A 12,748-nucleotide genomic window follows, 5' to 3' on the forward strand; every position below is an offset into this window, starting at 1 on the left:
TTGCGTTGACTGGGTGCGAGCGTCGGCGCCGGGGCCGGCGCCCGGCGAGAAGGAGCGAGCGTGACCCAGACCCTCGATGCCTCCACCGCGGTCCGTGACCGTGTCGAGAACTGGCTGGCCGGCTTCGAGGCCGCGCTCACCGCCCGTGACCCGGACGCCGTGGCCGCGCTCTTCGCCGCCACGTCGTTCTGGCGCGACCTCGTGGCGTTCACCTGGAACCTCACCACCGTCGAGAACCGCGACGGTGTCGCCGACCTCGTGCGCGCCACTGCCGAGACCACGGGGGCGCACGGCTTCCACCTCACCGAGGAGCCCACCGAGGCCGACGGTGTGACCGAGGCGTGGATCGCCTTCGAGACCGCCGTCGGGCGGGGCCGCGGGCACCTGCGCCTGACCGACGAGGGCGCGTGGACGCTGCTGACCACCCTCTACGAGCTCACGGGCCACGAGGAGCCGGAAGGCACGCAGCGGCCCAAGGGCGTCGAGCACGGCGTGCGCCGGGGCCGCCTCTCCTGGACGGAGGCGCGCGAGGCGGAGAACGCCGCGATGGGTGACTCCGCCCAGCCCTACGTGGTGGTCGTCGGCGGCGGTCAGGGCGGCATCGCGCTGGGCGCCCGCCTGCGCCAGCTCGGTGTGCCGCACGTGGTGGTGGACCGCCACCCGCGCCCCGGCGACCAGTGGCGCAGCCGCTACAAGTCGCTGTGCCTGCACGACCCCGTCTGGTACGACCACCTGCCCTACCTGCCCTTCCCCGCCAACTGGCCGGTCTTCGCGCCGAAGGACAAGATCGGCGACTGGCTGGAGATGTACACGCGGGTCATGGAGATCAACTATTGGTCCTCCACGACGTGCCGCAGTGCCACCCACGACGCCGACACCGGCGGGTGGACGGTCGTGCTCGACCGCGACGGCGAGGAGGTGGTGCTGCACCCGAAGCAGCTCGTGCTGGCCACCGGCATGTCGGGCAAGCCGCACGTGCCGGCCTTCCCCGGCCAGGACCGCTTCCGCGGCGAGCAGCACCACAGCTCGCAGCACCCGGGCCCGGACGCCTACGCGGGCAAGCGCGTGGTGGTGATCGGCTCGAACAACTCCGCGCACGACATCTGCGCCGCGCTGTGGGAGCAGGGCGTCGACGTCACGATGGTGCAGCGCTCCTCGACCCACATCGTGCGGTCGGACTCGCTGATGGACCTCGGGATGGGCGACCTGTACTCGGAGCGGGCGCTCGAGAACGGGATCACCACGCAGAAGGCGGACCTGATCTTCGCCTCGATCCCCTACCGGGTCATGCACGAGTTCCAGAAGCCGATCTACGACAAGATCCGCGAACGCGACGCCGAGTTCTACCGCCGCCTCGAGCAGGCCGGTTTCTGGCTCGACTTCGGCGACGACGACTCGGGCCTGTTCATGAAGTACCTGCGCCGCGGCTCGGGCTACTACATCGACGTCGGCGCCGCGGAGCTCGTGGCCAACGGTGACGTGAAGCTGGTGCACGGCGCCGTGCGCGAGCTCACCGAGGACGCCGTGGTGCTCGAGGACGGCACGAGCCTCCCGGCGGACCTCGTCGTCTACGCCACCGGCTACGGCTCGATGAACGGCTGGGCGGCGGACCTGATCAGCCAGGAGGTGGCCGACGAGGTCGGCAAGGTGTGGGGCCTGGGCTCGGACACCACGAAGGACCCGGGGCCGTGGGAGGGCGAGCAGCGCAACATGTGGAAGCCCACCCGCCAGGACGGTCTGTGGTTCCACGGCGGCAACCTGCACCAGTCGCGCCACTACTCGCTCTACCTCGCCCTGCAGCTCAAGGCCCGCTGCGAGGGAATCCCGACCCCGGTCTACGGGCCGGCGCAGACCCACCACACCGCCTGAGGCCGCTCAGCGCCGCAACCACGACCCCAGGACCATCAGCGTCCGGGTGCCGGTCACCGAGCCGGAGCGGCGCAGCATGTCGATCACCTGCTGCAGGTGCGCGAGGTCGCGCACCTGCAGCTGGACCAGCGCGTCCGGGTCGCCCGCGAGCGTGAAGACGGCCTGCACCTCGGGGATCGTCGAGACCGAGCGGACGATCTCGTCGACGCGCGTCGTGCCGAGGAACCGCAGCTCGATGAACGCCTCCACACCCGAGCCGAGCTTGGCGTGGTCCACCTGCACGGTGAACCCGGTGATCACCCCGGTCTCGCGGAGCCGGTCCACGCGCCGCTTCACGGCCGCGACCGAGAGCCCCACCTCGGTGGCCATCTCCGAGTAGGTGCGCCGCGCGTCGGCGCGCAGCAGGTCGACCAGGAGCCGATCAGTGCCGTCGATCTGTGTCGCCATCCCGTCCTCCTGCACAATGATCTCGAGCAGAAGTGGATCCAAGCACAAGGGTTTTGCGAGTGCACCGCGCCCATCCCGGCGGTACTTGCGCGAGGCGTCCGAAACCGGTCTGCTCGTCGGCACTCGCCCTGACGGAGGTCCTCGTGCCCACCACCACGTCCGCCACGGTCTCGCTCGACGACAAGTACACGGCCCGCCACGGCCCGGTCCTGCTCTCCGGGATCCAGGCGCTGGTGCGGATGGTGCTGGAGCAGCGCAGGCTCGACACCGCCCGCGGCCTGGACACGCGCGCGTTCGTGACCGGCTACCAGGGCTCGCCGCTGGCCGGGCTGGACCAGGAGATGGCGCGCGCCGCCCGGTTCCTCGACGACGAGGGCGTGGTGTTCCGCCCCGGGCTCAACGAGGAGCTGGCGGCCACCGCCGTCGCCGGCACGCAGCTGCTGCGCCAGGCGCCCGGCCGGCGCCACGACGGGGTCACCGGCTTCTGGTACGGCAAGAACCCGGGCCTCGACCGGGCCGCCGACGCGATCCGCCACGGCACCCTCGCCGGCACCAGCACGCTCGGGGGCGCGGTCGCCCTCATCGGCGACGACCCCGCCTGCAAGTCCTCCACGGTGCCCAGCACGTGCGAGCCGATGGCGCAGAGCCTGCTCCTGCCGTTGCTCACGCCCGGATCCGTGTCGGAGATCGTCGAGCTCGGGCTGCACGCGGTGGCGATGTCGCGGGCGTCCGGGCTGTGGACCGGGCTGAAGATCGTCGCCGACGTCGCCGACGCCGCCGCCACCGTGGACGTCGGCGGGCTACGCCCCGACCTGCCGGCGACCACGCGCGCCGAGGACCCGCCCCGCACGCTCGTCGGTGCCGCGGCGCTGGACGCCGAACACGACGCGCTCACCCGCCGCCTCGACCTCGCCCGCGCCTACGCCCGCGCGGCCGGGCTCAACCGGATCACCTTCACCGCCCGGCACGCCACGATCGGCGTGCTCGCCTCCGGCACCTCGGCCGCCACCGTGCAGCGCGCCCTCGACGACCTCGGCCTCGACGAGCCCGCGATGGAGGCGCTCGGCCTGCGGATCATCACCGTGGCCATGCCTTTCCCGGTCGACGCCGCGCAGCTCGCCGAGCTCACCGACGGGCTCGAGGAGGTGCTCGTCGTCGAGGACAAGGTCGACTTCCTCGAGGGCCACCTCAAGGGCGCGCTCTACGGCCGCCCCGGCGCACCGCGCATCGTCGGGCGGCACGACCCGGACGGGCGGCCCCTGCTCACCGCCCGGTCCGCGCTCGGCGCCGAGGACGTGGCCCGCGCGCTCGCGTCCCGCATCGGCCCGGACCGGCTGCCCCGCACCACGGTCGTGCACCTGGACGCCATGACGCCGCGGCGGCCGTCCCGCATCACGCTGCCCCTCGCCGCGCGCACGCCGTTCTTCTGCTCCGGCTGCCCGCACAACACCTCCACCCGCACCGGCGACGACACGCTCGTCGGCGTCGGCATCGGCTGCCACGCCATGATCGCGCTCGACGGCGCGGGCCGCGGCAACCAGCTGGGGCTGACGCAGATGGGTGGCGAGGGGGCCCAGTGGCTGGGGCTGTCCCCGTTCACCGACGACCGGCACTTCGTGCAGAACCTCGGCGACGGGACGTTCCACCACTCCGGGTCGCTCGCAGTGCGCGCGGCCGTCGCCGCGGGCGTCACGATGACCTACAAGCTGCTCTACAACGATGCCGTAGCGATGACCGGCGGCCAGCGCGCCGAGGGCAGGCTCGACGTCCCCGCGCTCACCCGCTGGCTCGCGGTCGAGGGCGTGCGCCGGGTCGTGGTCACCACGGCCGAGCCGGGCAGCTACCGCGGCGTCGCGCTGGACCCGATCGCCCGGGTCGCGCACCGCGACGAGTTCGCCGCCGCGGAGCGCGAGCTGGCGGGGGTCGACGGGGTCACCGTGCTGATCCACGACGACCGCTGCGCCGCCGAGGAGCGCCGGATGCGTAAGCGCGGGAAGCTGCCGACTCCCGCCGAGAAGGTCGTGATCAACGAGCGGGTCTGCGAGGGTTGCGGCGACTGCGGCGAGGCCTCCACCTGCCTGTCCGTGCAGCCGGTGGAGACCGAGTTCGGCCGCAAGACCCGCATCCACCAGGCCTCCTGCAACAGCGACCTGTCGTGCCTCAAGGGTGACTGCCCCTCGTTCCTGCTGGTGGAGCCGCGCAAGCGCGGGCCGCGGCCGGTGCCGGAGGCGCCCGCGGGGCTCCCCGAGCCGGAGAGCCGTCTCGCCGGTGACGCCACGCTGCTGCGCATGCCGGGGATCGGCGGCACCGGCGTGGTCACGGTGTCGCAGATCCTGCAGATGGCCGCCCACCTCGACGGCAGCTACGCCGCCGGGCTCGAGCAGACCGGGTTGGCGCAGAAGGGCGGCCCGGTCGTGAGCGACGTGCGCATCGCGAAGCAGCCGGTGCGCGGCGCGCTGCGGGCCACCCCGGGCACCGTCGACGTGCTCCTCGGCTTCGACCTGCTCGGCGCCGCGTCGACGGACACCCTCGCCACCGCCCGGCCGGGGCACACGATCGCGGTGGTGAGCAGTGCGGTGGTGCCGACGGCCGCCATGGTCACCGGCCGCGCCGCCGTGCCCGGCTCCCCCGCCGAGGCGCTCGAGCGCATCAGCACGGCCACCCGGCCCGACGCCGCGCTGCACATCGACGCCCAGGGCCTGTCCGAGGCGCTGTTCGGCGACCACATGCCGGCCAACATGCTGCTGGTCGGCGCCGCCTTCCAGCACGGCTGCGTGCCGATCTCCGCGGACGCCATCGAGCAGGCGATACGGCTCAACGGCGCCGGGGTCGAGACCACCCTCGCCGCCTTCGCGTGGGGCCGGGCCGCGGTCGCCGACCCCGCCGCCGTCGCGGCCGCCACCGGCACCCGCGACACCGCTGCGCCGGCCACCGGGCTCGCCGACGTCCTCGCCACCCGCGTCGCCGACCTCACCGGCTACCAGGACGCGGCCTACGCCGACCGCTACGCCGAGGAGGTCGCCCGTGTCGCCGCCCTCGCGGCGGAGCGCGCCGGGGCGGACGCGGGCGAGCGCGTCGCCGTCGCCTACGCCACCGGGCTGCACAAGCTCATGGCCTACAAGGACGAGTACGAGGTGGCCCGGCTGCACCTCGACCCGGCCGAGCAGGCCCGACGCGACGCCGAGTTCGGCCCCGGTGCCACCGTCTCGGTGCTGCTGCACCCGCCGGTCCTGCGCGCGCTCGGAATGACCCGCAAGATCCGGCTGCGCCGTACCGCGGGCCCGGCGTTCCGGGCACTGCGCGCGGCGCGCAGGCTGCGAGGCACCGCGCTCGACCCGTTCGGGCGCGCCGAGGTGCGCCGCGTCGAGCGCGCGCTCGTCGGCGAGTACCAGGCGCTGGTCCGCGACGCGCTCGAGCACCTGAGCCCGGACACGGCGGAGGCCGTCGTCGAGATCGCCGCCCTGCCCGACACCGTCCGGGGCTACGAGGACATCAAGCTGCGCAACGTCGCCGCGTTCCGCGAAAAGGCCACGACCGCCCTGGAGAAGCTCGCCCGGCCGTGAGTGGATACGAGTGCCATGACACTCGTATCCACTCACGGCGGCGGTTTCCGCCTCCTGTGGTGGCTCGTCGTGCAGCAGCGCGGGCGGGTCGCCGCCGGGTCGCTGTTCGGCACGCTGTCGATGGTCGTGCTGGTGCTGCCGCCCTACGTCATCGCGCGCGCCGTCGACGACGGAATCGCCGGCGGGAACCAGGCCGCACTGGCCGGCTGGGCGGGCGCACTGCTCGCCGTCGGGTGCGCCCACGCCGCGCTGAACGTCCTGCGCCACCGCACGATGTCGCAGGTGCGGATGGACGCGACGTTCCGCACCTCCGAGGCGCTGCTGGCGCACGCGACCCGGCTGGGCGCGCAGCTCCCGCGCCGGGTCGGCGCGGGCGAGGTCGTCGCGATCGGCATCAGCGACGTCTTCACCGTCAGCACCACCCTCACCATCGCCGGCCCCGGGGTGGGCGCGGTGATCGCCTACGTCGTGGTCGCGGTGCTGCTCTGGTCGGTCTCGCCGGTGCTGGCCGCGGTCGTGGTGGTGGGCGTGCCGCTGTTCGGGGTGCTCGTCACCCCCCTGCTGCGCCGCCTGCGAGCGGTGGAGGTGGTCTACCGCGAGCAGCAGAGCGGCCTGGCCGCCCGGCTGGTCGACATCGTCGGGGGTCTGCGTGTGCTCAGCGGGCTCGGCGGTGAGGAGACCTTCGCCCGCGAGTACCGGCAGCGCTCGCAGGAACTGCAGGTGCTGGGCTTCCGCGTCGGCGCGATCACCAGCTGGATCGAGGCCCTCGGGATCGGCCTGCCGGTGCTGTTCCTCGGCGTCGTCACGTGGCTCGCCGCCCGCATGGCCGCCACCGGTGCGATCACGGTGGGCGACCTGCTCGCGGTGTACGGCTACGCCGCGGTCCTCGTGGTGCCGGTGGCGTCCTTCGTCGAGGGCGGGCACCAGCTCACGCGTGGCCTGGTCGCCGCGGCCCGGGTGGCCGGGTTCCTGGCGCTCGCACCCCGTCCGGCCGACGGCGCGCCCGCACCGGCGCCGGGTTCGGGGCTCCGCGACCCGGCCTCCGGCGTCGAGGTGGCGCCGGGCGCGTTCACGGCGCTGGTCAGCGCCCGGCCCGCGGAGTCCGTCGCGGTCGTGGAGCGCCTGGGCCGGTTCACCGCGTCGGACGCGACGTGGGGCACCACTCGCGTCGACGCGGTGGCTGCGGAACCGCTACGCACGCGCATCCTGGTGGCCGACACCGAGGCCGACCTGTTCGCCGGGCCGCTGCGCGAGGTGCTCGCCGGCCGCGGCGACCCCGACGGTCCCGCGGTCGCGCGCGCCGTCGCCGCAGCGATGGCCGAGGACATCGTGGCCGGGCTGCCCGGCGGGCTGGACGCCCCCGTCGAGGGGCAGGGCCGCAACCTGTCCGGCGGGCAGCGCCAACGCGTCCGGCTCGCCCGGGCGTTGCTCGCCGACCCGGAGGTGCTGCTGGCCGTCGAGCCCACATCGGCGCTCGACGCGCACACCGAGGCGGCGCTGGCGCGGCGGCTGCGCGACGCGCGCGCCGGGCGCACCACGCTGGTCACCACCACGTCGCCGCTGGTGCTCGCCCACGCCGACACGGTCTTCTTCCTGGTGGACGGCCGGCTGGCCGCCACCGGCCGCCACCACGACCTGCTGGCCACCGACGCGCGCTACCGGGCGGTGGTGTCGCGGTGACGCTCCCGGTCGCCACACCGGCCGCCGCCCGCCGCGCCGCGCTGCGGCTCGTCCGTGCCGACGCGCGCGCGGTCGCCGTGATCCTCGCGCTGAACGCGCTGGCCGCCGCGGCAGGGTTGGCCGGTCCGTGGCTGCTGGGGCGGGTCATCGACGAGGTGCGGGCCGGTCGGGGCGCGGACGCCGTCGACCGGCTCGCCCTCGCGATGATCGCCTTCGCCGCGGTGCAGCTGGTGCTGGCCCGCTCCGCGCGCAACGCCGGGCACCGCTTCGGGGAACGCAGCCTGGCCCGCATCCGCGAGCAGTACGTCGAGCGGTTGCTGGCCCTGCCCTCCGGCGTGGTGGAGCGTGCCGGCACAGGCGATCTGGCCGCACGCGGCACCGGCGACGTCGCCGCCGTCGCGCTCACCCTGCGCGACGCGGGCCCGGACATCCTCGTGGCGGGCGTCCAGGCCCTCTTCCTGCTCGCCGCGGTGGTCGTCGTCGCGCCGGCGCTCGGGGCGTGCGCGCTGCTCGGACTGGTCGGCACGTGGTGCGTCGCACGCTGGTACCTGCGCCGGGCCCACGCCGCCTACCTCGCCGAGGGCGCGGCGAACGGGCAGATCGCCGAGGTGCTCGCAGCCACGGCCGCGGGCGCGCGCACCGTCGAGGCGCTCGGGCTGGCGCAGCGCCGCCTCGACGCGGGGCGGGCCGCGATCGCGGAGGGCAGGCGCACCCGGATGCGCACCCTGGGGCTGCGCACCGTGCTGCTCCCGGGCGTCGACCTCTCGCACGCGGCCCCGGTGGCCGCCGTCCTGCTGCTCGGCGGCGTGCTGCACGCCGAGGGCGCGCTCAGCGTCGGGTCGGTGGCCGCGGCCGCGCTGTACCTGCGCCAGCTCGTACAGCCGATGGAGACGATCCTGTGGCGGCTCGAGCAGGTGCAGGCCAGCACGGCCGCGTTCGCCCGGGTCGAAGGGCTCGCCGCGGCGGCAGCCCCGCGTCCGGCACGGCCCGCTCCCCTGCCCGTCGGCGAGCGGATCGAGGTCCGCGGCGTGCGCTTCGCCTACCCCGGCACCGGGCGCGACGTCCTGCACGGCGTCGACCTGGACCTGCGGCCGGGCGAGCGCCTGGCGCTCGTGGGGCCGTCCGGCGCCGGGAAGTCGACCCTGGGTCGACTGCTGGCCGGCGTGGAGGCGCCCGGCTCCGGCACCGTCTCGGTGGGCGGGGTCCCGGTCACCCACCTCGACCGCGCGGAGCGGCGCCGCCACGTGCTGCTCGTGACCCAGGAGCAGCACGTCTTCCTCGGCACGGCACGCGAGAACCTGCGGATCGTCTCCCCCACCGCCTCGGACGCCGCGCTGCACGCCGCGTTGGCCGCCGTCGGTGCCGACCGGCCCGACGTGCTGCCGCAGGGCCTGGACACGGTGCTGGGCCCCGGCGGCCACCGGCCCGACGGCGCCGCCACCCAGCAGCTCGCCCTCGCCCGCATCGTGCTCGCCGACCCGCACACGGTGGTGCTCGACGAGGCCACCGCGATGCTGGACCCCACCACGGCGCGGCGCACCGAGCGGGCCCTCGCGGCCGTGCTGGCCGGGCGGACCGTCGTCGCGATCGCTCACCGCCTGCACACCGCGCACGACGCCGACCGGGTGGCGGTGCTCGAGCAGGGGCGCGTCACCGAGCACGGCACGCACGACGCCCTGGTGGCGAACGGCGGCTCCTACGCAGCGTTGTGGTCCTCGTGGCACGGTGCCCGCACGATCGGGTGACACTCCGGCCCCCGGATGCGCGATATGCGGGCCTCACGTGCTGCAGTGGAGGATGATCACGGTGATGCCGGCTGGACCGCGTCGCTCCGACGCCTCCGGTCGTGGTCATGTGGACCAGAGGAGAGCGCCATGACCGTCGACGCCCCCACCGACCCCGAGCGTGCGTCGGCCCCCCGCGCCCCGCGGTCCACCGGGCGCGGCCCCGTCCGGCTGGCGGTCGCCCTCGTGGTGCTGGGCGCCCTCGCCGTCTTCGTCGGGTGGGCCAACCCGTTCGGTCTCGCCGCACCGGCCGGCCCTCCGCCCGTGGCCGCCGCGCCCACGAATCCCGCACCCGCCACACCTCCGAGCAGCCCCGCCCCCACGCCGGCACCGACCCCCGAGCCCGAACCCGAGCCGCAGTCGCTGCGCCTGAACGACGAGGGACCGCGCGTCCTGGAGATCCAGCAGCGCCTGAGCGAACTGGGCTACTGGCTCGGCAAGATCGACGGCCACTACGGCCAGCTCACCCGCCAGGCGGTGATGGCGTTCCAGAAGGCCGAGGACCTCACCCGCGACGGGGTCGCCGGGCCGATCACCCGCGAGAAGCTGCCCGCCGCATCCCGACCCGAGCCGGAGGAGTCGGAGGAGTCGGAGGGCGATCTCATCGAGGTCGACCTGGAGCGCCAGCTGCTGATGGTGGTCCGCGACGGGAACGTCCTGTGGACCTTCAACACCTCGACCGGTAGTGGCGAGGCATACGACCGACCCTCCGGCGGCAGCGGCGTGGCCAGCACGCCGCGCGGCGACTACGAGGTGGAACGTCAGATCAACGGCATCCGGCGGGCCGAGCTCGGCGTGCTCTACCGGCCGAAGTACTTCCACGGCGGCATCGCGGTGCACGGATCGGGCAGCATCCCCGCCGAGCCCGCCTCGCACGGCTGCGTCCGGCTGACCAACGACGCCATGGACCTGCTGTGGTCCAGCGGAGTGGCCGACATCGGCACCGAGGTCGTCGTCCACTGAGCGCAGGTTCCGAGTCCCCGGTGTCGACCTCCCCGTGGGCAGCTGGAGCTGATCAGAAGGGCGGCGGGCCGGTCTCGCCGGAGGGTAGGGGTGGGTCGGTGGGTCTGCGCGCGAAGTAGTCGTCGTAGTCCTGCTGCGTCATCCGCGGGGGTGGCGGTGTCGGGTCCGGCCGGTTCCGGGGTGGTGTTGTGGGCGGGTCGGGGTCGGGGCGGTAGTCGTGGGGGTGGCTGTAGTAGCGGTGTCCGGTGGGGGTTCTCCATTGGATGCGGCCGTCGGGTAGTGCGCGGACTGTCCATCCGGGGGCGTGTTTCATGAGGTGGTCGTGTCCGCAGCAGCCGTTGAGGTTTTTGTCGTTGGTGGGGCCTTGGGGGAAGGGTTGGATGTGGTCGAGGTGGGAGTCGAGCATGCGGCGGCGGCAGATGGGGTTGCGGCAGTACACGTCGCGGGCGCGGACGAAGTCGGCGAGTCCGGCCGGTGGCCGGTAGGTTTTTCGTCCGTAGTCGAGGACGGTGCCGGATAAGGGGTCATAGACCAGGCGTCGCAGGTTGGCGTCGGCGGCGATTTCGCGGGCCAGTTGTGCGGGGATGGGTCCGTGGCCGACCAGTTCGCAGGGTTGGTCGTCGGCGCCGATCAGTGTGGAGAACGGCATCAGTACTTGGACCAGGGGTTTGTTCGGGGTGACCGGCTTGGGTAGTAGCCCGCCGGCGTTGTTTCCCGGCGGGGAGCCACCGGACCGGCTCTGCTCGGGCGCACCCCGGCCTGTCCTGCGACGTTTGGGCGTATTGCTGTTGTCGTTTCCGCTCGTATCGGCCTCGCCGCCGCTGCCCTCGGTCTCGGAGCCGGTTTCGGAGCCGGTTTCGGAGGCGGAGGTGTCGTTCTCGTCGCAGGCACCGGCAGCGCCATCGGGGCTGGAGCTGGCGTCGTCATCAGTAGCATCGGCGTCGCTGTCGGCATCGGCAGCCGTGGAACTGGGGCTGGCCTCGTCGCCATCGTCAATGCCGTCAATGTCATCGGCGGCGTTGGTGTCGTCGGTGTCATCTGTGTCGATGCCGGTGTCGTCAGCGGTGTCGGTGTCGTCGGTGTCGGTGTCGGTGTCGGTGTCGGTGTCGGTGTCGGTGTCGGTGTCGTCGTCGGTGTCGTTGGTGTGGGTGTTGTATGCGGCGTGTGTGAGGACGCCGGTCAGGAGTGCGACGACGAGGTCGGAGCGGCGGTTGTCGATTCCGCGGGGGTCGTGGCGGCCCAGGCCTTTGGCCAGCAGGGTCAATGCGCCGAAGCAGGCTTGGGCGTCGGTGGCCGACATCGAGGTCCACAGCGAGGCCATGCCTTCTTCTTCGGGGTTGAGCACCACGCGGCGTTCGCGGTGTGCGGCGCGGTGGCGTGCGTGGCTGCCTTCGGGGTCGACGTGCTGCACCGCCCGTTTCACTGCGGCTTTGACCTGGGCCAGGGTTTGCTCGGGTGCCCGTGGCAGGACCCGTTGTTGCACGGCGCGGGCTGTGGCCTCGGGCAGGTAGTGCGCGGCGTCGCAGATCGCGGCGACGCGGCGTTCGTCGAGGCGACCGGCTTTCCACACCTTCAGCGTTTCGGGTAGTACGTGGGCCAGTCGCACCGCGCGTCCCAGTTTCGCCTTGGCGCTCATCCGGGACTGGCGCAGCGCCAGCCCGACCTCGTCGGGGGCGAACCGGCCCAGGGCGCAGGGTTTGTCGACCGCGACCATCGTGTTGTCGTCGCCGGGGCGGCGGCGGGCGAACTCGGCCAGTGTTTCGGTTTGGCGTGCTTGGGCCCACGCGGTGATGCGTTCGAACCCGACGATGGTGTCGATCAGCTCTGTGTCGGACAGGTTTTCGGGGTTGCTGGTGTCGACGTCGAGTTCCATCGCCAGCAACGCCGAGGGTTCGGTGTTGGCGTAGGTGCGTTGCACTCCGTGCCGCAGCCAGGTCTGCCGGGCCCGCGCCAACCGGGCCGCCCTGTCCTCAGTGGTCTCCACCTCGGGCGCATCCAGCGCAGGGTCGGCTACCTCGTCGGGCCACTCGTCGGGCCACTCGTCTTCGTCCAGGTCCAGCGTGGCGTCCAGGGGTGCTTCGTCGGGCCGCTCCTGGTGGGTGCCCGAGGAAGCACCTGGTTCGAACATGTGTTCGATTCTATCACGTGGGTCACACCGGTGGTGGGGCTTCGCCGGGTTCGATCCAGGCTCCGCCTCGAGCCTGCCGGGCCTCGACCTACCGGCGGCGACCGGGCACAAGACGGGTGAGCCGCCGCGCCTGTTCCGGGGGCGCCTGCCGGGTGAGCCGCCGCGTCTCCTCCGGCGCGTCTGCCGAGCGAGCCTCCGCGCCTCCTCCGGGTTCCGGCCGGGCAGGAGCGGGTTGCAGTGGGCACGCCGTTCCCGGCTCGAGACTTCCGGCCCCACCCCGCACCTGCGGTCTGACTCGCAGTGGGTCCGGCGCC

7 protein-coding genes are annotated in these 12,748 nt (G+C 73.7%); 5 read left to right on the plus strand and 2 right to left on the minus strand.

All coding sequences use genetic code 11. From position 1 onward, the window contains the following. Nucleotides 1-60: 60 nt before the first annotated feature. Nucleotides 61-1,869, plus strand: a complete 1,809-nt coding sequence (locus CFP66_RS42860) for an NAD(P)/FAD-dependent oxidoreductase (protein ID WP_094931105.1) — start codon at nt 61-63, stop codon at nt 1,867-1,869. A 6-nt stretch (nt 1,870-1,875) separates the two neighbouring features. Here the strand turns inward: CFP66_RS42860 and CFP66_RS42865 are convergent, their stop codons facing one another. Then, on the minus strand, nt 1,876-2,316 hold the full coding sequence (locus CFP66_RS42865; protein ID WP_094931126.1) for an Lrp/AsnC family transcriptional regulator: 441 nt from the start codon (nt 2,314-2,316) through the stop codon (nt 1,876-1,878). Between the two features lie 143 nt (nt 2,317-2,459). Here CFP66_RS42865 and CFP66_RS42870 point away from each other — a divergent pair, with 143 nt between their 5' ends. The 4 genes from CFP66_RS42870 (at nt 2,460) to CFP66_RS42885 (ending at nt 10,306) form a co-directional block, all read left to right on the plus strand. Further along, nucleotides 2,460-5,879 (plus strand): indolepyruvate ferredoxin oxidoreductase family protein, encoded by a 3,420-nt coding sequence (locus CFP66_RS42870; RefSeq protein WP_094931106.1) that lies wholly within the window; start codon nt 2,460-2,462, stop codon nt 5,877-5,879. A 15-nt stretch (nt 5,880-5,894) separates the two neighbouring features. After that, nucleotides 5,895-7,559, plus strand: coding sequence for an ABC transporter ATP-binding protein (locus tag CFP66_RS42875; protein ID WP_094931107.1), 1,665 nt, complete (start codon nt 5,895-5,897; stop codon nt 7,557-7,559). Continuing rightward, entirely contained in the window at nt 7,556-9,304 is a 1,749-nt protein-coding gene (locus CFP66_RS42880; protein ID WP_094931108.1) for an ABC transporter ATP-binding protein, read from the plus strand. The genes CFP66_RS42875 and CFP66_RS42880 overlap by 4 nt, the downstream gene beginning before the upstream one ends. Before the next feature lie 129 nt (nt 9,305-9,433). Further along, a complete protein-coding gene (locus CFP66_RS42885; RefSeq protein ID WP_143517592.1) occupies nt 9,434-10,306 on the plus strand; it encodes a L,D-transpeptidase family protein in 873 nt (290 codons plus the stop codon). Between the two features lie 52 nt (nt 10,307-10,358). Here the strand turns inward: CFP66_RS42885 and CFP66_RS50190 are convergent, their stop codons facing one another. Beyond that, on the minus strand, nt 10,359-12,434 hold the full coding sequence (locus tag CFP66_RS50190) for an HNH endonuclease signature motif containing protein (protein WP_094931109.1): 2,076 nt from the start codon (nt 12,432-12,434) through the stop codon (nt 10,359-10,361). Nucleotides 12,435-12,748 lie beyond the last annotated feature (314 nt).

It is taken from the genome of Pseudonocardia sp. MH-G8, from assembly GCF_002262885.1.
Classification (GTDB): Bacteria; Actinomycetota; Actinomycetes; order Mycobacteriales; family Pseudonocardiaceae; genus Pseudonocardia.